Source organism: Herpetosiphonaceae bacterium (assembly GCA_036374795.1).
Taxonomy (GTDB): domain Bacteria; phylum Chloroflexota; class Chloroflexia; order Chloroflexales; family Kallotenuaceae; genus LB3-1.
The window spans coordinates 26,838-45,566 of sequence record DASUTC010000143.1 but is presented as its reverse complement, the minus strand read 5'-3'; the positions used below and the strand labels follow the sequence as shown (position 1 = coordinate 45,566).

Below are 18,729 nucleotides of genomic sequence, written 5' to 3'. Positions count from 1 at the left end.
GCACAGGCCGCGCGCACGTCCGAGGCGGTCGCGGTGGTCTTTGGGGATCGCCGCCTGACCTAATATCCGCCAGCGCCCCGGCCTCTTTGGCCTGCTGCTCTTCTTCGTTCAACGAAACCCTGTCCGAATGATCGGTGCCTGGGCAGTGCTGCATCGGTATGATCAAGAGCGTTGACGAGCGAAGGAGAACGTAGATGCAGCACACGGACATCGTGGCAGTTGTCGAGGCGTGGCAAGATGCTGCCAACCGGCAGGATATTGATCGGCTGATGGAGCTGTCCGATCCCAATATCGAGATGATTGGCCCGCGCGGCTCCGGCTATGGGCGGCACCTGCTGCGCGACTGGCTTCAGCGCGCGGGCCTGACGCTCGAAACCCGGCGGATGTTTGTCCGTGACACGGTTGTTGTCGTCGCGCAACATGGCGTCTGGCGATCCGCCGAAACCAGCGACGTGGTGGGTGAGGCGGATGTTGCATCGCGCTTTCGCGTCGAAGGGCGACGGATTGTTCAGTTCAAGCGCTATGATAGCCTGGCTTCGGCCCTGGCCGAAGCTGGTTTCGGCCAGTCGGATGAAATCGAGGATCGCCGATCCGCGCCTGCTTCGCCGCCCCCCGACGCCTGATCGCCGATCCCCTGTTTCTTTGTGCTTGGCGCTCCCTCCACTACTTCGGCGCGGATGCCGGTGAGATAATGACTGGACATGCCTGCGGCGGCTCTTGATTATAGCGCTGAATGCGGCACATCGTCCGCGCGCTGTTGAAATCAAACTCGACGACGATATTGCGGCGCACAATGCTGGGGCGGTGATGTGGATGCGGCACGTCGGTGATCCGGCAGTGCAAGGTCTGTGCATACTTCTGGCTATGTACATAGACCCATGCGCCCAGGCCATAGTATGGGCTGGCGACCATGCAGGGCACCGAAGGCATGCCTCGGCGGCGCGCCACTTGATCCATCAGGCCAGGTCGATAATGTGCGGCAAATCCAGCCCGCCCCTCCCGATATCTCACGGCGTCGAGGGACAGCGAGAAGAGTAAGATCAGAGACACTAGGGCATTGTGCAGCATGGCGATTCCTCCTCAGCATTCTCGCCGCCGATCCCCACCACAGCTCAGCCAACCTACGCTGGTCGCGCTGCTCGTGTCTGCGTGTGGCAACACGTTGCGGATCGTGCGTGTGCGGCGATTGTGATATTGGATGTTTACCCCCCAATCAATAGTATCGCTCTATTACTCTATAAGAATACTATCAGATTCCTATCACTTCGGAGGCGGCGGTGCTACATCCAGCAGCGCCATCGGATGCGTCGCATGGTATGATCAGCACCGTGTCTCAAGCTGGGATGCCGCAGCAAGGCTCCGCGCTACGAGGTTCTGCGAGCTTCGGCGTCTTCTTACTGCCAGGGCGAAACGATGCGCAACCAGGTTCAACTGATCACCTACGCCGACCGACTCGGTGGCGAGGGCTTCGCCGGGCTGCACCGGCTCCTGTCTGGTCCCCTCAAAGGTCTTTTCGGCGGCGTGCATATCCTGCCGTTTTTCGATCCGATCGACGGCGTCGACGCGGGCTTCGATCCGATCGATCATACCGTAGTCGACTCGCGGCTTGGGTCGTGGGCCGATATTCAGGTGTTGAGTCACGATGTCGAGATCCTGGCCGATCTGATCGTCAACCATATCTCGTCCGAGTCGCCGCAGTTTCGGGATTATTGGGCACGCGGCGCGGACTCGGCCTACAGCGGCTTGTTTCTGACCTTCGGGAGCATCTTTCCGCAGGGCGCGACCGAGGCGGATTTGCTGCGGATCTACCGTCCCCGGCCCGGCTTGCCCTTTACCTGCGCCACGCTGAAGGATGGCACGAAGCGTATCCTGTGGACGACCTTCGACCCGCAGCAGCTCGACATCGACGTGCTGCACCCGCAGGGCCAGGCGTACCTGCGATCGATCCTCCAAACCTTTCACCGCAGCGGCATTCGCGCGATCCGGCTGGATGCTGTGGGCTATGCGATTAAGCTGCCGGGCACGAGCTGTTTTATGCTGCCGGAGACGTACGACTTTATCGCCGCGATCACGCGCTACGCCCGGTCGCTTGGCATCGAGGTGCTGGTCGAAGTTCACTCCTACTACCAGCAGCAGATCGTGATTGCCCAGCACGTCGACATGGTCTATGATTTTGCCCTGCCGCCGCTGATCCTGCACGCGTTCTTCAACCAAACCGCGCGTTATCTTCAGCGCTGGCTGACGATCAGCCCGCGTAACGCCATCACGGTGCTCGATACGCACGATGGCATCGGTGTGATCGATGTCGGAGCGGACACCGCCGATCCGGTCGCGGGAGCCGGGCTGATACCACCTGAGGATGTGAGCGCGCTGATCGAGACGATCCATGTCAGAAGCGGCGGCCAGAGCCGTCGGGCGACCCGCGCGGCGACATCGAATCTCGACGTGTATCAGGTCAACTGCACCTACTACGATGCCCTGGGCAAGAACGACCGCGAGTACCTGCTGGCGCGCGCGATCCAGTTTTTTGCGCCCGGCATTCCCCAGGTATATTACGTCGGGCTGCTGGCGGGCACCAACGATATGCAACTGCTGGCGAAGACGGGCGTGGGCCGTGACATCAATCGCCGCTACTATGCCTGGGATGACGTGCAGCACGCGCTGGAGCAGCCGGTCGTTCGAGACGTGTTCCGGCTGATCCGCTTTCGGAATGAACATCCGGCGTTTGGTGGGGCGTTTACGCTGGAGGATAGCACCGATCACGTGCTGAGTCTGCGCTGGGACGGCGCGGAGCAGTGGGCGCGGCTGGTGATCGATTTCCAGACAGGCAGCTACACCATCGGCTACAGCGAAGACGGGCAGGCCCGACAGTTCAACCTGTTTGAGCACTGCGGCTGCTAGATTCGAGTTCCGGGTTTCAAGTTTCGAGTTCGTCGAACTTGGAACCTGGAACTTTCAACGTTCGTCCCTGGCTACGTCTCCTGCCGATCGATCCATTTGGCGACGGCTGGTGCCTGATAGGCGTCGAAGCAATCCAGCAGCCGGTCGGGATCGGCCTCAACCAGGATCATCGCGCGGTGCTGTGGCCGGATGAACTGCTCTCCGACCGCAAAGTCCAGAAATGCGCGCAGTTGGTCGAAGAAGCCGCTCTGGTTGAGCAGCCCGCAGGGCTTGCGGTGCAGCCCAAGCTGCGCCCAGGTGACGATCTCGAAAAACTCTTCGAGCGTGCCGAAGCCGCCCGGCAGCGCGATAAATCCGTCGGACAGCTCGGCCATCAGCGCCTTGCGCTGGTGCATCGAGTCGACGACCCGCAGCTCGGCGAGGCCCTGGTGGGCGATCTCGCGCTCGATCAGCGCGCGGGGCATAACGCCGGTGACATGCCCGCCGTGCTCGATCACGGCGTTGGCGATCTCGCCCATCAGCCCGACATGCGCGCCGCCGTAGACCAGCCCAATCTTGCGCCGCGCCAGGGCCAGCCCCAGCGCGCGGGCAGCGCCCATGTACGCAGGTGAGCGGCCCGGACTTGAGCCGCAAAAAACACAAATACGCTGGATCTGCATACGATACCATCCTTGCTCGAAACGCTTGGCGTCGGCTCTTTCCTCAAGGCAAGTGTACCAGGCTGTGGCGCGTGGTACTCGCCGCAGCCGGATTCATGCACTATCATAGACGCCGCTGTTGGAGCGCTAGATGCAGAGCGGAAGGAGATCGTTGTGTACACTGCCAGGAGCGATCAGGCGAAAAACCGGCACGCGTCGCTGAGCCCGGCCTTAGCTGCCTGGATCGATCAGATTCAGAGCCGGATCGGCGTCGAGCGGCTGCGCTCGGACGTGGCTGTATTGCCCGCGCCTCGCAACCGCATGCGCGCGCCGGACGCGATGGCTGAGGCTGATCGACTGATCGTCGACGAGCTGCGGGCGGCAGGCTGGGCTGCTGAGTGGCGTCCATTTGCCTTTAGCGGCGTCTCAGGCGTCCTGGGCTACCACAACGAGGGGCGTTCGCAGGCTCCGCCGACGATCTATCGCCACCTGGAAGGCGCGAATATCGTCGCGTGCAAGCCGGGCGAACGATCGACGGCTGCGATCGTCGTGCTGGCCCACCACGATACAATCACGCATTCGCCGGGCGCGAACGACAACGGCGCGTCGGTCGCGGCACTGCTGGAGCTGGCGCGCGTGCTCGCGCCCTGCCGGTTCGAGCATAGCGTGATCCTGGCAGCGACGGATATGGAGGAGATCGGCTTCTTCGGGGCCAGGGCGCTCGTCTCCGAGCTACGGCATGAGCGTCGCGTGCTGGCGGCGATCAACTTCGAGACGATGGCCTACACCGCCTCCGCGCCCAACACCCAACGTCTGCCGTCGGGCATTGGTCTGCTCTATCCCAGGCAGGCTGCGTGGATCAGCGCTCGTCAGATGCGCGGCGATTTTACCGCGGTGATCTATAACTGGAACGCGCTGCCGCTTGCCTCGACCTTCGCGGCGGGGCTGTCGCGTCTGGCCGGGCCGGATAGCCCGCTGCTGCTGCGCGCGCCCAACGACCTGCCGATCGTCGGGCCGCTGCTGCATCGCTGGGTGCCTGCCGTGCGCAATTTTGCCCGCAGCGATCATCTGCCCTTTTGGGAGGCTGGCCTGCCCGCGCTGCTGATCACCGACACCGCCAACTTTCGCTATCGCCATTACCACCGGCCTACCGACACGCCGGAGAAGCTGGATTACGAGCGGCTGGCCGCGATCGTCGGCGCGACGGCTGGCGCTATTGCACAGGTTGCGGAGCTGATTCACGATCCATAGGGGAGCGAGAGAACAGGGGAACAAAGCGCCGAGCGCAGCGCAGGCCGGGGGTGCGGGAGAAGAAAGAACCGAGAACCGAGAACCGAATAAGGGCACAAAGGAAGAACCAGGCACCAGGCACCAAGAGCCGGGCACAGATTCTCCGCCTCACCTGCCGAGGTTTGGGGAAGGGCCCGGGGTGAGGACCGCAGCCCGAAACCTTGATCATGCCCTACGATCGCGGCTTGTAAGCGATACAGTCGATCTCAACCGCAGCGCCGAGCGCTAGCGCCGCGCGGCCCACGGTGATTCGCGCCGGAGGCTCAGCGCCCATCACCGCGATGTACGCCTCGTTCATCTCGCCGAAGGTCGTCATATCCGCCAGGAACACGTTGACCTTCACCACATCGTCCAGCGAGGCGTCGCAGGAGCGCAAGATCGTCTCGATGTTGCGGAGCGTCTGCGTCGTCTGCGGGCTGGTGCCGCCCTCGACCAGATCGCGCGCTCCCGGCTTGGTTCCGAGCGTGCCCGATACGTAGATAAAATCCCCCGCGATGACCGCGTGGCTGAACGCCGGAAGCCGAAGCAGGCCATCGGCGTTGATGCGCTGAATCCCCATGATCGATCTCCTTGTGTTCGTCGACGGCGCGCCGGTTCCAGCCGCATGTCTATCTGCAAAGTGACATAATATAGACCAGTCCAGCAGCACAGCCAACGGCAATGTTACATAACGTGTATAACCGTGTTCTCATCAGGTCAGCCAGCGACCGGCGCGCAGCACAACCGTAGACCACCAGCGAACTTCCTCGCGCTGGCGCTGCCGTAGCTTCGGATCTTGCGCCTGGGTGCCCAGCGCTTTCTGCCACAGCAGCCGCAGCGCGCCGCCCGTCAGCAGGCCCAGATCGAGATCGCGCTGCCACGTCTGCTGCGGGTAGCGATAGCCGCACGCGGTCAGCGCGTCGCGGTACATCTGGATTGCCGCCTCCTTTGTCACCGGCAGCCGCAGCGCGCTGATCGCCAGGAAGTAGCCCAGGTCCAGCAGCGGCGGGCCGTAGGTCGCGTCCTGCCAATCCAAGATGATCGTCCGGTGTGTACTGGCTGGCTCTCCCGGCACGACGGGCGGCCACGCTCCAAGATTGGCGGTCTTGAAGTCGCCGTGGACCAGCGTGTGCGGCATGTGATCAATCAGCGCGAGGAGCGGGTCCGGAGCGCGCTCCAGATGCTCGATCGCCTGGACCACCTCCGGCGGCGCGATCTCGTCGAAGACGCGCCAGCCGCGCTGCGCCGCCTCAAGCACCGCATGGCCGCGACCCTCGGCGCACTCATCGCGCACAAGCCTGGGCGAGAGAATCAGCGCGAAGTCGCGCACCGTCGACAGACCGAGCGCCGGATCGAGCAGCGAGTCGTCGTGCAGAAAGCGGGCATGAACCGCCGCGAGCTGCGCCAGATAGCGCCGGAGATCGGCGGCGGCGATCGGCGCGTCATCCGCTGGCGCGAGGCCATCCGTCACATCCGCCATAAGGCTGGCCCACGACGAGCCATCCCGCGCCGCCGCGATGATCGGCACGTAGCATGTATCTGGCAGGCGCGTGTAGATGCCGTGCCGAAAGAGCGCCAACTCGCGCACGGCATCATCGTGCGTCAGGCGCATGATCCAGTCGCGCTCGATCGAGAAGCGCTTGAGCACAAAGCGCCGCTCCATCCCGCGCCTGCGCGCGATCACCCGCTCCAGCGTATTACCCGAATGATGCGCGACCGGCAGCGGGGAGCGCTTGACGACCGTCACCGCCTCTCCGATGATCGCGCGGAGTCCGACCACGCTGGTCATCTGCTCGACCGAGTTGAAGATCAATGCATCCATAAGGCTCGCTGTTGCAGGATCATGCCGGGTAAGAGCGATAAGGCCACCGCATGGGCTCAGGCTGCCGCCGTACGTACCAGCTCGACACAGACCTTGAGCGCCTTCTCCATATCCTGCACGCTGATCCACTCCAGCGGGCCGTGAATATCCTGCATGCCGGTGAACAGATTCGGCGTGGGCAGGCCGCGCTCGGTCAGCTTCGAGCCATCGGTGCCGCCGCGCGTCGGCTCGAAGATCGGCTCGATGCCCGCCGCGCGCATTGCGCGCACCGCGACATCGACCGCGCGCATATCATGCTCCAGCCAGTAGCGCATGTTGCGGTACTGCGGCGTGATCGTGCAGGTGATCGTGGCGCGTGGCTCCGTCGCCTGGACCGCCGCGCAGACCGAGCGGATCAGATCGCCGTGGCTGTTGAGGCCCTCGATCTCGAAATCGCGGATCAGGAACGAAACGGTCGCCGCCGCCGCGCCGCCGTCGATATTGTACACGTGGATAAAGCCGTCGCGTCCCTGGGTCGTTTCGGGCGTGCGCGTGTGCTGCGGCAGCATGCCGATAATCTTCGCGGCGAGCGGCAGCGCGTTGACCATCGACCCGAACGCCGTGCCGGTATGCGTCGAGACGCCGGTGATCGTCACAACGGCTTTGTCGGCGGAGAACGTCTCATAGACCAGCTTGCCAACCTCGCCGCCGTCGAGCGTGTAGCCGAAATCGGCAGCCAGCGCGGCCACGTCAAGATGGTTGATGCCGGTGCCGATCTCTTCGTCGGGCGTGAAGCACACGCGGATCTCGCCATGCGGAATATCGGGATGTGCCAGCAGATACTCCACCAGCGTCATGATGATCGCGACACCGGCCTTATCGTCGGCGCCGAGCAGCGTGGTGCCGCTGGCGGTGATGATGTCGTCGCCGATCTTCTCGCCCAGGTACGGGTTGACCTCCGGAGAGAGCACCTGCGTCGGATCGTCGGGCAGCACGATCGGCTTGCCGTCGTAGCTGCGGTGGACCAGCGGCTTGACGCCTGTAGCATGGAAGGCCGGTGCGGTGTCCACATGCGCAAAGAAGGCGATCGTGGATAGGCCCTCTGCATCGACGGTCGCCGGAACCGTCGCGATCACAAAGCCCTGGTCGTTGCAGCGGACATCCTGCGCGCCCAGCGTCTCCAACTCTTGCTGAAGCTGTTTCAGCAGCTCTAGCTGTCCGCGTGTGCTCGGCACCGTGCTTGAAGCTTCGTTGCTCTGCGTATCTACCTGTACGTAGCGCAGCAAGCGTGTTTCAAGAGCGGTGGTCAGATCGGTCATCGATTTACTCCTTGTCGTGGCACAATCGACGCTGCTGCGCGCCGATACTGGTTGCGCCTGCTATCAGCAGCCTATAGCTGCCGGATGCGCCGGCCATGGATTGGACTTAAGACCAACAAACTCGCGGCGTCTCGCCTTGGCGGTGGTGTGGCTGCCGCATTCCCTGGTACACTACGGCGCAGCGCATGCGGGGCCTGTCCACAAACAGTGTAACAATCTTTGCGACATGATGTATCCGCCAAAGGGTACCATTGTGCCGCATATTCCGCCAGCAGCGATTGATAGGAGCGCGTGAGGCGTTTCCGACAACGGAAGGACATGAGACGATGAATAAGGGTGTGCTCTACGCTGCGGGCGCGTATATCCTATGGGGTCTGCTCCCGATCTTTTGGAAGGCGCTGCACCACGTGCCTGCGCTCGAAATTCTAGCGCATCGAATGGTCTGGTCGCTGGTCTTTGTGCTGGCGCTGCTGGCCGTTCAAGGCCACTGGGCCTGGCTGGGCGTGGTCTTCCAGAATGCTAGCGTGCTGCTGGCCTTTACCACAACTGCGGTGCTGCTCTCGCTCAACTGGTTTATCTATATCTGGGCCGTTAACGCTGGATACATCGTCGAGACGAGCCTGGGCTACTTCATCAATCCGCTGGTCAACGTGCTGCTGGGCACGCTCTTTTTGAAGGAGCGGCTGCGTCGCTGGCAGGCTGTGGCGATTGCGGTCGCGGTCAGCGGCGTGCTCTATCTGACGGTGCAGTACGGCGCGCTGCCGTGGATCGCGCTGACGCTGGCCGGCTCGTTCGGAATCTATGGTCTGCTGCGAAAAACCGCGTCGCTCAACTCGCTTGAGGGCCTGACCCTGGAGACGCTGCTGCTCTTTCCGCCCGCGCTGGCCTATCTGATCTATCTTGAGTGGGCCGGACGCGGCGCGTTCGCTCATACCGATCTCACGACGAGCCTGCTGCTGGTCGCTTCGGGTGTCGCGACGGCGCTGCCGCTGCTGCTGTTTGCCTCAGGCGCGCGGCGCATTACGCTGACCCTGACGGGTATTCTGCAATATATCGCGCCGACGATGCAACTCCTGATCGGCGTGCTGATCTACGGCGAGTCGCTCAGCGGCGATCGGCTGATCGGCTTCTGCCTGATCTGGCTGGCGCTGGCGATCTATAGCGTCGAGGGGCTGCTGCGCAGTGGACGATCCGCGCGGCTCCACACGATTGCGCAGAAGTCCTAGCGCGCCGAAAGGCCGGGATGTTGGCGAAAGAACAAAAGAACAAAGGAACAAAAGAACAACGGCTGAAACCTTGTTCCCTTGTTTCCTTGTTCCCTTGTTCCCCCGGCCCCTCCCCTGACGATGCGCCGTGCTGCCCGTGTTCTTACGGCGCAGGCAGCGGGCCGGTCGAGCCGCACTGACCGGCGCCGCTGCCCGGTGGAATCGCCAGCGGCCCGCGCTGGATAAAGCACAGGAACGAGTACTCTTTCTTGGGATTTTCCAGGCCGGTGTAGCTCGCGCCGAGCAGCGCGTAGCTGTCTTCGTCGTTCAGCGCCCAGTAGGTCCAGTTCAACGCCTGCACCGGAACGCCCGAATCGTTGGCGGGCGTGACGGCATAGCTGCTCTGGATGAAGTTGATCATCGCGGTGAACCACTGTCCCTGCGATCCCGCGCCCGTCGACAGCAGATCGCTATCGGCATTGCCGGTGCCGAACTCGCCCACCCATATCGGCGCCTGGCTGTAGGCTGTGTGCCCGGTGTTGCTCCACGGGTACGCAGCATGTCCGGGCCAGACCGGGTTGACGCCGCCCGCCAGGTTGAGATGCGCCCAGTATTTGCGCCAGACATCCGCCAGGCTGGACGCCGAGCAGCCGCTCTTGTAGCAGGTGCCTGTGTTGAACCAGGCTTGCCTGTAGAGCACCGGCCCGTAGTCATGCGCGGAGTAGACCAGCTGGTTGGGTATCGCCGCGCCCAGGCCGCTCGCGCTACCACCGGCGTTGAAGACGATCGGCGCGCCCGGATTGTTGGCGTTGCCGTTGACGCCCAGCAGATTCCCGCCCCACCAGTAGCCGTCGTATGGACCGCTGGCAGCGTTTCCGCTCGCCGTGGGATACGAGCCGATCCCGCCGACGAAGATCAGCGGATAGCTCCAGCCGCGCCGTGCCGCTTCGCCGAAGATCGTGGTGCCCGCGCGCTCCGCCGCCAGCCGCCAGTCGTGACAGGTAGAGGCGGCGACACAGGCCGGGGCGAATGGATTCGGGTTGGGGTTGATCCGTGGATCGATGCCGTCGCCGGTGCCCCAGGTAGCGCCGTCGAGGTACGGGGTGCGCGCGGGGGTGTGCGGCTCGTTGCGCAGATCGTAGCCCAGCACGATCGGAAAGCCATCCGACGCCAGATAGTTCGCGGTGATCGTGTCGGGCGCTCCCAAGGTCTGCGGAATGCCGTGGACCCACTCCTGCACGCTGACCCAGTCGCGAATCCAGGCTTGCTCCGAGAAGCCGCTGGTGTACCAGAGGCCGTTCTCTTGAGCCGAGTTTCCGGCGGTCGAGCGGTGGTTGTCCAGAATGACATGCAGGCCGATCGATCCCGCGTAGTTGACGATCAGCGCCAGGATGTCGCGGGCACGCTTGCCTTTGCAGGTTGGGCAGGCGCTGATCTTGCTTGCTCCGGGAGCGGGATTGCTTTCCCACATGCTGTTGGAGAACGGGATTCGCACCGTGTTATAGCCGTAGCGCTTGACATCGTCGAGGATCGCCGTGTAGTTGCGTGACCACATGCCATGAACGATCGCGTCGCGCGTCTCGAAGCCGTACCAGTTGATGCCGCTGATGATAAACTGCCCGCCCGCCGGATCAAGAATCCGGTTGCCGCCGGTGGTCCAGCCACCTGCCGCGTGTGTTCGCGGCGCGCCCATGGTGAGCGAGCCCACCAGGAGCGTACAGAGTGCGATCAATGACCAGACGTTCCAACGTCGCCGATGTGCCTCCATGCCCGTGCCTCCTCTATGAGTGCGGTCGCGACCATTGCGCCGGGTAGATGTTCAGGATCGTAAGCGCGCTGACGGCTGATGAGCGCTGACTGGCCTGGTGCCTGTTTGGGTGATCGTGCGTGTGGTGGTTTAAACGCGGTAAAACGCGCTTGGATACGGTCTGGCGCTCGACCGCCGGGCACTGCTCTGGAATCACCGCGCGACCGCCCCGGATTCGGGCAAGGCTCTTGGATGGCTCGCGCGCCGCCCAGCTTAAGACGCCGCCGACAGATCGATCTTGCGCTTGTCGGGATCGACCTGCTGCCGATACAGGATCGCGACGTTACCGACCACGCCGATCAGCGCGGCGTTGAGCTGCTCGGCGATGCTCTCTGAGAGCTCCTGCTTCTGATCTTGAAAGTCCAGAAACTTGACTTTGATCAGCTCACGCGCTTCGAGCGTGCGATCGATCGACGCCAGCGCCTGCTCGGTCAAGCCCTGCTTGCCGATCTGGACCACTGACTTTAAATCGTGGGCGATGCGGCGTAGATGCTGGCGCTGTGTGTTGGTTAGCTCGCGCATGGGATCGTGCCTCCTGGCGGTTGCGAGTTCCAAGTTCCAAGTTTCAAGTTTCGAGTTCAAAGTTTCAAGCTTTCCTTGTTCCCTTGCTTCCTTGGTTCTCTTGTTCTTTGTTCTTCGTCCTAGCCCGGCACTCGTTCGAGGACGATGTTGGCGCTGGGGCTGAGCTGGGCCGCTTCCAGCATCGCCTTCTTGGGCAGCAGCAGCTCGACCCACGCGCCCCGGCGCTCGGCGTGGTTGCCGAAGGCGATCGTGCCGGCGTGCAGACGGGCAACTCGCACCATCAGGGCGATGCCCAGGCCCGTGCCGTGCCGTGGCTGGAGCGACCCGATAAACTGCTCGCCCTGCCCCTGATCGATCGTAGCGGCGATCTGCTCCAGCAGTTGCGGTGCAAAGCCTGGCCCTGTGTCTGCGACGCGTAGCGCCACGATCTCGCCCTGATCATGAGCGGACACGGTGATGTTCTGCTCGTCGCCGCTGGCATGGCGCGCTATCGCCTCAGCGGCGTTGTAGATCGCGGCGGTGATCGCGGTCAGCAGGCTCATCGCGTTGCCGTCGATCTCAAGGTCCGGCGGGCAATCCACCTCGATCGTGATCTGCTCGTGCGGGAGAAATCCGGCGCTTACCCGGTTTTTGGCCTCGATCAACTGGTGGTAGAGCGTCACGGGCGCGACCGGCAGCACGATCGGCTTGTTATCGTGGTCGGAGAGGTAGAGGAGCCGCTGGGCGCGCACCACCACGCCTAGCGCGCCCACAACACGCGCCATGTGCCGCAGCAGCGTCGGGCCGTCGAGCGAGCTTGGTGCTGCGGGCTGCCCATACAGCGTCTGCTGAAGGATCGGCACCAGCCCCTCAAGCGCCGTGACATGATTCATGAGTTGATGCCGTACCGTGCTGCGGATCGCGGGGTTAAGCTCCTGCTGGCTGATCGTTGGGGCGATCTCTAGCTCTTCGCTGCGGCCCGGATGGACTGGCGCGGCGTGGCTCTCGCCCGCACCCAGCGCCAGCGCCGCTCTGCCGAGCGCGGCGCGAATATCAGCCACCGAGAAGGGCTTATGCACGACCTCTACACCCAGCGTGCGGACCTCGCTCCGCTGGTGCGCCTGAATCTGTCCCGTCACCACGATCTGCTGCATGGCGGGCGCGAACTCTTTGGCAAACTGAATCAGCGTCAGACCGTCCAGCCGGGGCATGTGCATATCGGCCATCAGAATATCCGGCGGTGCCTGGCTGATATGCACCAGCGCCAGCTCAGGATCGCTCAGCCAGGTAACGTGATGATTTTCCATCTCGACGATCTGCGCCAGCGCCATCGCGATCAGCGGCTCGTCATCGACGACCATCACCCGCAGCCGCTCCAGCCCCGGCACCGGTAGCACTTGAACGCTCTCTGGCAGTTCCGACTTGGAGGCTGGCAGAGTCACGGTGATCGCCGTACCCTGCCCTGGGGTCGAATCGACATCGATCGTGCCGTCGTGGCTGGTGACAATGCCATGCGTGATCGCCAGTCCCAGCCCATTGCCGCCTAGAATACCCTCCTCGGCGTGCTGCTTGGAGGTGGTGAACGGCTCGAAGAGCGTGGAGCGAATCTCGTCGGGTATGCCTGTGCCGGTGTCGGAGATGCGCAGCTTAATCGTGTTGTCCTCTGCCCACAGCTTGATCGTGAGCGTGCCGCCGGTAGGATACATCGCGTCGAGCGCGTTTGTCACCAGATTGAGCACCACTTGCGACAGCAGGCCGATGTCGCAGACCAGCGGCGGCACCGTGCCGAAGTCGCGCACGACATGCACCTTGGTATCTCGGAAGCGCGTTTTGAGCATCGCCAGCACAGGCTCGATCGCATCGTGAAGGTTAGCAAGCTCGCGGTACGGCTCGATCTGGCGCGTAAACGTCAGCAGGCCGCGCGTGATGCTGCCGCCGCGCTTGGCGGTCATCCCGATCAGGCTGAGCGACTTGCGATGCGTCTCGCACTCCGGCTTCATCGCCGCTAGCTCGGCGGTGCTGCTGATGATCGCCAGAATATTGTTGAACTCGTGGGCCAGGCTCGCCGCGAGCGTGCCGACCGCCGCCAGCCGCTCGGAGCGAACCAGTTGCTCTTGCGACGCCTGGATACGATCAATCAGCTGCGATTGCACGACGGCCAGTGCCGCCTGTGTCGTGTAGGTGATCAGCAGCCGCGACTCGATCGTCTCAAGGGCGGTTCTCGGCATGGCGAAGAGCATCGCGCCGATGACCTCGTTGGAGGTCGCGAGCGGCACCAGGAACGTCGGCATCGTGCAGTAGGCCGCGTAGGCCGGATCGCGATCGATGCGCCGCATTTCGTGCTCGGTGTTAAGTTGACGTAAGAGATCGGTCTTGGTGCAGATCTGTTCCAGATCCACCGCTGTCGGCGATGTGACGATCAGCGGCTCGTCGTCGGCGTTGATGCCAAAGAGCACAATGCGTACCCGCTCAATGGCAAATACGTCGGTAAGTTGCCGTAGCAGAAGATTAAGCTGCTGCGACACATCCTCCGCAACCAGCAGGCTGGTCATCGCCTCCTGTACGTGCTGCTGTTTCTCCGACAGCTTGATCAGATCGGTGTTGAGCCGCAGCGCCCACTGCATGGCAAAGACCGCCAAGACACCGAAGGCGAACAGAAACGGGCTCATAAACCAGAGATTACCCAGGACGACGCCATAAACGAAAAGAACGATGTCAATGTAGGAGAATGAATCTAAAACATGATATTTGAACTTATCAAAGGTATGAGGCGTTTCGGAATCCGAGAGAGCAGAAACAGTACTCAAAAAGAATACACTAGAAGTAATATAAAGTGTACAGGTGATTAAAATGATGATGGCGTTGATTGGAGATATAGGAGTCGGGCTTTTGATAATGTACGAAAATATGAAAGCAGTTGTGCCGATGCTGATAGTATGAGCAGCGATATTAAAAAAAACTTTATACCATGCTTTTCTGCCCCGTGCGTGAACAATATGCCCCACAAATATGATGAGAATAACATGAATTGGTGATAGAACCCAGGCTGCGGCCACGTCTACTGTCGTGGTTATGAGCATCGTCTTCGTGAAGGTGTATCTGGCGGGGACGCTGTTCACGGCAACAATCAATCCCATGAACACCCAAAATGCGCTGTTGTCACCCGATAGCGTCGGGTTCAGATAGAACGAAATGCCTGTAACAATAGAGCCACAGGTGTAGACGATGGCGAGATACCAACGGAGTGTTGGTGAGAGATTATCCATGTTAGACTCCTATTGAGATCGTTCGCTGTATATGCTATTCTAATGATTAATTATCAGGATTCTCTAGTGCTGTAGGAGACTCTCGTGAAACGACTCATGCGACGTCATCTGTTGTCCACGCTGGCGATCGTAGCCGGTCCACTCGGGATGGTCCATCTTGTCGGGCTTTCTTCCGCCGCATCAGTACCGCCGTATTGGGATGGGATCGAGGCAGCTTCCGCCGCATCAGTACCGCCGTATTGGGATGGGATCGAGGCAGCTTCCGTGGTATCAGTGCCTCCCTACTGGGATCGGATCGGAACAACGTCGGTCGCATCAGTACCGCCCTACTGGGATGCTATCGGTTAAACGCGGGGCCGGGGCTAGCTGACAACCAGGCGGTTCGCCATCTGCCTGAGAAACGGTTGCTGGATCCACTCAAGTCGCCTGACTTTCCGTTGGACATCGCCGCCTAGCCATAGGCATCTCATGGCGATGGTGATCACCTTCTGTCTCTTTTTCGCTTTGTCTGGTTCGTGATCTGTCGCAGGTGCGATAAGCACTCTGCGCTCTCACCACTCACCCTTCTGGCAGCGTCTCTGCGCGCAGGCTCCGCTACGTGGTACCTGCTAATCTGCTGCTGTGTGGTTGGGCATGCGCGCGCTGCACCCGTTTATCTCTCTCGCATGGCCTTCGCTGCCGCTGATCTATGCGCGCCTGCGCATGCTGTCGATGCCGTGCATGGCTACATAATAACGTTCCGTAGCGCGCATGTCCACTCCGCGTTAGATACTGGCATTATCAACTCCTCCAGGCGATTGATGTCAATCGCAAATCGAGGGCGTACGTCATATGCCCCTGCGCGCGGCCCGGCTCGTGCTTCAACCTGACGGGATGTGGAATTGGCCGCCCAAACGGAGGATGAGTAACGCAAAAATCCGCCTCTTTTCCGCCTCTTTTGAGCAGTCGCAGCGTGGACGATCGGGCCATCCGCGCGGCGATTCGGGCGATTTGCGCGCTAGACAAATCGGCGTACGACGGTATATAATCGGCGCACAACTTAAAGAGCGGTTCGCCCCCGGTGCTATTACCCACCTGGGACGAACCTCAGACCAAGAAAGGAAGTCTCTTTCATGGCCGTATCGCTGATTGTACCATGCGCGGCTTGTTTTCCCACGCCCGCCGGATCGGTTCCCCACTTCGAGATCTCTGTTTCCCACTCTCAGCTCTTGATTCTCGCCTGTGTTCCGTGTTCTTCCTGTGAGGTGTCGCGATGAAGCGCCGCAAACGCTCACAGGAGCAGATCTTGCGCGACGCAATCGCTCCCTACCTCGACGTGCGCGCTGCGTACGCTTGCCGCGCACACTGGCGATTCTCTGCGGGCCGCGCTGCTGACGGACGCGCCGCCGCCTGAGGTGCGGGCCATGATCAGGGTGCTGAGCGCTGTGCTGCGTCCGCTGCCCGCCGGGCGGGTGACATGCCCGGCGGATGGGGCCGCGCTGCTGATGGCGGAGATGAGCCATCTTCAGCAGGAGCAGCTTCGGGTGATCTGCCTGGATATCCTCAAGCGCGTCCAGACGATCCACACCGTGTATCAGGGCCAGCTTAGCGCGGTGGAGTCCCGCACGATCGAACTCTTCCGCGAGGCATTCCGGCGCAACAGCGCGGCGATCATCCTCGTCCACAATCACCCCTCCGGCGATCTGCTGGTCACGCGGCAGGCTGTGATCGTGGGTAAGCTCCTTGACGTGGAAGTGCTCGATCACCTGATCATCGGGCGCGGGCATTGGGTGAGTCTCCGCGAGAAATTCCCCCAGAAATTCGCTACCTGGAAGACATAATCGCACGTGGGGCAGGCATCTCACCTGCCCCACGTTATGCGTGAGAGCGGGAATTGTCGCGGCATGCAGTGCTCACAGGCGCTCCGCAGATGATCGAATCGTGCCGACGAGGGGTGAATTTTTAGAAAATTAGTTCGGATTGGCCCCTTGTCAAGCCAGGCATTCTCTGATAGCTTGTAGTAATTCTCGCTGATAGTTTTATATGCTCAACCGATATGGCGGCAGCAGGCAGCAGCAACATCGCGTGGCGTGCTCGAAATTTCATCGCTAGGCGCTGTGCTGCCCGCGCCGGATGTTCGACTGACGGCCCGGAGTAGGTGTGATGTTCCAGGGGCCTGCCCCCACCCAGGGAGCATCGATCAGCAAGGTGTATCGTAGCTATGTATTGCACAGAACTCGCCACTGCGATCGCCCCCTCTACGGAAGCTTTGCGCTCTGTTGTGGATGTCCAGGTAGAAGCTTTGCGCTCTGTTGCGGATGTTCAGGTAGAAGTGTCGATCTGCGCAGGGTTTGCTGTGATCGTGTTCACTGCGGGACGCCCTCTCATTCAAGAGCGTTACGCTCCGTACACGATGCCGGATGATCCCCAGGCGTCTCACCAACCCTCGCGGCACCGTGTGCAGCGGCCTACCGCGCTGCTGATCGCCGCTCACGGCTCAACGATTCTCCGCCAGCGTCGCAGGCTGGTGGAGATTGGCTTTAAGGTGAGGACCGCCTATTCGCTGCTCGACGGATACGCCGAGGCGCTCCAACTGCTCACGGCACCCCGACGCACGCCTCCATCGCTCATTTTGCTGGATGTGCTGGGCACCGAGCCCGGATTTCCCGAACTGCCGGGCTCGCTCTTAGCCGCAATCTTTACCCGTCATATGCAGGCGCATGAGATGCGCGCCACCTGGCTGGTTGGCCTCGCCACCCAACCTGAGACGGAGAGCGAGACAGAAGCGCTGGTTGGCGGGTGCCATCATGTGGTGGCCGCTCCGCTGTCGGATGAGTCGCTTGGGATGCTGTATGAGCTGGTGCAGCGTCCAGCGCCCGTGCCCTCCGGCGATGCCTGTGCCGAGTATACGCGGGTTTTTGGGGTGTTGCAGACGGTTGCGGGCCGTGTGTTGCAGGCGGTTCGAGCCGCTCATATCGATATGTGGACAGCGGAGGATATTACCCTGGTGCTCGGCTGGCTCACGCGGTTTCCGACGGCTAACCAGAAAGCGGTGCGCGAGGCGACGATCGCATCGGTCGCCAGCGCGGAGTATATCAAGCATCTGCTTCGGGCGCTTGGCGGGCCGCGCGCGGCGCGTGGGCGGCTGGAGACGATCGCCGAGGAGTGGCAGGCGCGCTATCCGCTGCATAGCGAGGTGCTTGGTCTGTTCTTGGAGGGCTGGGAGCGCCGCGAGATCGTACGGCATTTTGTGGAGCAAGGGCTGTATGAAGATACTCGTGTGTACAACTGCATCAAAGAGCTGCCGATGCGCATCAGCGAGCAGTTCAGGATCGATCAGATTGGCTTTTGAGGTACCCGGCCCAGGTCTGATCGGGGTGATGCATGAAAAAACCGTTACAGTGTGATGCTCGGCCCACCCCCCAGTTGGTCGAGTATCATGCTGTAACGGATGCCTCTACGATACTCCTGCCTACCACGTCCGACTATGGGACCATGGTCCTGAGTACCACGCAGGTTCCCGGTATCGCGATAATTACGTTTTTGTACTATCCAGCGGCCCGCCGCAACGACCTCGGCCACTGATGTGGACGTGCGAAGCGGCGATGGATACGGTAGAGAGGATCGTGGTCGCTGGCATATGTTTTGCAGCGCCAGGCTCGTGTGGCGTGTGGATCAGCGACGAGCGCATGCGTTGCGTGCTGGTTGAGAAGATGGGAAGGTGGGCTAATCTATGAGCGATCGGTCAGAGCGAGAAAACATGGTCGGCGGCTACGGGAGCGACGATAACGTGCGGATCAGCGGCGACAGTGCCGAGACGACCGGCGAGGGCGATACTTCGCAGATTCCTGGGGTGCTCGCGGATGTTTCTCCCGAAGCTTCCAACAAAGGCGAGAGCGAGCCGTCGGGTCCTGCTGGCGCTCATGAGCTTGGCAGCAGCGCACCAGGCGTCGATAATCTCGCCGGTGGGACGAATAGCTCGATCACTGATGGAACGTCGGGCCTGGGCAAAGGTGGCTGATCGGTAGGAGTTGCTTCGATCG

Annotated in this window: 15 protein-coding genes; 7 read left to right on the top strand and 8 right to left on the bottom strand. The window is 61.8% G+C overall.

Translation table 11 applies throughout. The annotated features are described in order from the left end of the window. Positions 1 to 194 precede the first annotated feature (194 nt). Entirely contained in the window at positions 195 to 623 is a 429-nt protein-coding gene (locus tag VFZ66_10075; protein HEX6289528.1) for a nuclear transport factor 2 family protein, read from the top strand. 40 nt (positions 624 to 663) lie between these two features. On the opposite strand, the gene VFZ66_10070 is transcribed toward VFZ66_10075, so the two are convergent. Beyond that, positions 664 to 957, bottom strand: coding sequence for a hypothetical protein (locus VFZ66_10070; protein ID HEX6289527.1), 294 nt, complete (start codon positions 955 to 957; stop codon positions 664 to 666). 456 nt (positions 958 to 1,413) lie between these two features. Between VFZ66_10070 and gtfA the strand changes: the two genes are divergently transcribed. Next, positions 1,414 to 2,901, top strand: a complete 1,488-nt coding sequence (gene gtfA, locus VFZ66_10065) for a sucrose phosphorylase (GenBank protein HEX6289526.1) — start codon at positions 1,414 to 1,416, stop codon at positions 2,899 to 2,901. Positions 2,902 to 2,972: 71 nt separating this feature from the next. On the opposite strand, the gene VFZ66_10060 is transcribed toward gtfA, so the two are convergent. Continuing rightward, complete coding sequence (locus VFZ66_10060) at positions 2,973 to 3,560, bottom strand: TIGR00730 family Rossman fold protein (GenBank protein ID HEX6289525.1); 588 nt, start codon at positions 3,558 to 3,560, stop codon at positions 2,973 to 2,975. Between the two features lie 153 nt (positions 3,561 to 3,713). Here VFZ66_10060 and VFZ66_10055 point away from each other — a divergent pair, with 153 nt between their 5' ends. Next, positions 3,714 to 4,790, top strand: coding sequence for a M28 family peptidase (locus tag VFZ66_10055; protein HEX6289524.1), 1,077 nt, complete (start codon positions 3,714 to 3,716; stop codon positions 4,788 to 4,790). Positions 4,791 to 5,001: 211 nt separating this feature from the next. Here VFZ66_10055 and VFZ66_10050 read toward each other — a convergent pair whose 3' ends face one another. The 3 genes from VFZ66_10050 to pepT form a co-directional block, all read right to left on the bottom strand. After that, entirely contained in the window at positions 5,002 to 5,388 is a 387-nt protein-coding gene (locus VFZ66_10050) for a RidA family protein (protein HEX6289523.1), read from the bottom strand. Between the two features lie 132 nt (positions 5,389 to 5,520). Next, the gene (locus VFZ66_10045; GenBank protein HEX6289522.1) at positions 5,521 to 6,630 is read right to left on the bottom strand and encodes a phosphotransferase; all 1,110 of its coding nucleotides are present in this window, start codon (positions 6,628 to 6,630) and stop codon (positions 5,521 to 5,523) included. Positions 6,631 to 6,686: 56 nt separating this feature from the next. Continuing rightward, positions 6,687 to 7,928 (bottom strand): peptidase T, encoded by a 1,242-nt coding sequence (gene pepT / locus VFZ66_10040; protein ID HEX6289521.1) that lies wholly within the window; start codon positions 7,926 to 7,928, stop codon positions 6,687 to 6,689. 326 nt (positions 7,929 to 8,254) lie between these two features. Between pepT and rarD the strand changes: the two genes are divergently transcribed. Then, positions 8,255 to 9,154 (top strand): EamA family transporter RarD, encoded by a 900-nt coding sequence (gene rarD / locus VFZ66_10035; GenBank protein HEX6289520.1) that lies wholly within the window; start codon positions 8,255 to 8,257, stop codon positions 9,152 to 9,154. Positions 9,155 to 9,296: 142 nt separating this feature from the next. Here rarD and VFZ66_10030 read toward each other — a convergent pair whose 3' ends face one another. The 3 genes from VFZ66_10030 to VFZ66_10020 all read right to left on the bottom strand — a co-directional run bounded on the left by VFZ66_10030 (position 9,297) and on the right by VFZ66_10020 (position 14,110). Then, complete coding sequence (locus VFZ66_10030) at positions 9,297 to 10,901, bottom strand: cellulase family glycosylhydrolase (protein ID HEX6289519.1); 1,605 nt, start codon at positions 10,899 to 10,901, stop codon at positions 9,297 to 9,299. Positions 10,902 to 11,153: 252 nt separating this feature from the next. Beyond that, positions 11,154 to 11,462, bottom strand: coding sequence for a ribosome assembly RNA-binding protein YhbY (yhbY, locus tag VFZ66_10025; protein HEX6289518.1), 309 nt, complete (start codon positions 11,460 to 11,462; stop codon positions 11,154 to 11,156). Between the two features lie 119 nt (positions 11,463 to 11,581). Next, on the bottom strand, positions 11,582 to 14,110 hold the full coding sequence (locus tag VFZ66_10020) for an ATP-binding protein (protein HEX6289517.1): 2,529 nt from the start codon (positions 14,108 to 14,110) through the stop codon (positions 11,582 to 11,584). A 2,000-nt stretch (positions 14,111 to 16,110) separates the two neighbouring features. On the opposite strand from VFZ66_10020, the gene VFZ66_10015 reads away from it, so the two are divergent. From VFZ66_10015 to VFZ66_10005, 3 genes are all read left to right on the top strand, one after another. Further along, the gene (locus tag VFZ66_10015; GenBank protein ID HEX6289516.1) at positions 16,111 to 16,527 is read left to right on the top strand and encodes a JAB domain-containing protein; all 417 of its coding nucleotides are present in this window, start codon (positions 16,111 to 16,113) and stop codon (positions 16,525 to 16,527) included. 617 nt (positions 16,528 to 17,144) lie between these two features. Continuing rightward, the gene (locus VFZ66_10010) at positions 17,145 to 18,038 is read left to right on the top strand and encodes a hypothetical protein (protein ID HEX6289515.1); all 894 of its coding nucleotides are present in this window, start codon (positions 17,145 to 17,147) and stop codon (positions 18,036 to 18,038) included. Between the two features lie 381 nt (positions 18,039 to 18,419). Then, the gene (locus VFZ66_10005) at positions 18,420 to 18,707 is read left to right on the top strand and encodes a hypothetical protein (protein ID HEX6289514.1); all 288 of its coding nucleotides are present in this window, start codon (positions 18,420 to 18,422) and stop codon (positions 18,705 to 18,707) included. The last annotated feature ends 22 nt before the right edge of the window (positions 18,708 to 18,729 follow it).

Excerpts from the sequence above, each read along its gene's own strand:
- VFZ66_10005 (HEX6289514.1), top strand. The coding sequence starts at position 18,420 with ATGAGCGATCGGTCAGAGCGAGAAAACATGGTCGGCGGCTACGGGAGC.
- VFZ66_10030 (HEX6289519.1), bottom strand. The coding sequence starts at position 10,901 with ATGGAGGCACATCGGCGACGTTGGAACGTCTGGTCATTGATCGCACTC.
- gtfA (HEX6289526.1), top strand. The coding sequence starts at position 1,414 with ATGCGCAACCAGGTTCAACTGATCACCTACGCCGACCGACTCGGTGGC.
- VFZ66_10075 (HEX6289528.1), top strand. The coding sequence starts at position 195 with ATGCAGCACACGGACATCGTGGCAGTTGTCGAGGCGTGGCAAGATGCT.
- VFZ66_10050 (HEX6289523.1), bottom strand. The coding sequence starts at position 5,388 with ATGGGGATTCAGCGCATCAACGCCGATGGCCTGCTTCGGCTTCCGGCG.
- VFZ66_10045 (HEX6289522.1), bottom strand. The coding sequence starts at position 6,630 with ATGGATGCATTGATCTTCAACTCGGTCGAGCAGATGACCAGCGTGGTC.
- VFZ66_10020 (HEX6289517.1), bottom strand. The coding sequence starts at position 14,110 with ATGAGCCCGTTTCTGTTCGCCTTCGGTGTCTTGGCGGTCTTTGCCATG.
- yhbY (HEX6289518.1), bottom strand. The coding sequence starts at position 11,462 with ATGCGCGAGCTAACCAACACACAGCGCCAGCATCTACGCCGCATCGCC.
- VFZ66_10015 (HEX6289516.1), top strand. The coding sequence starts at position 16,111 with ATGATCAGGGTGCTGAGCGCTGTGCTGCGTCCGCTGCCCGCCGGGCGG.
- rarD (HEX6289520.1), top strand. The coding sequence starts at position 8,255 with ATGAATAAGGGTGTGCTCTACGCTGCGGGCGCGTATATCCTATGGGGT.
- VFZ66_10060 (HEX6289525.1), bottom strand. The coding sequence starts at position 3,560 with ATGCAGATCCAGCGTATTTGTGTTTTTTGCGGCTCAAGTCCGGGCCGC.
- VFZ66_10070 (HEX6289527.1), bottom strand. The coding sequence starts at position 957 with ATGGATCAAGTGGCGCGCCGCCGAGGCATGCCTTCGGTGCCCTGCATG.
- pepT (HEX6289521.1), bottom strand. The coding sequence starts at position 7,928 with ATGACCGATCTGACCACCGCTCTTGAAACACGCTTGCTGCGCTACGTA.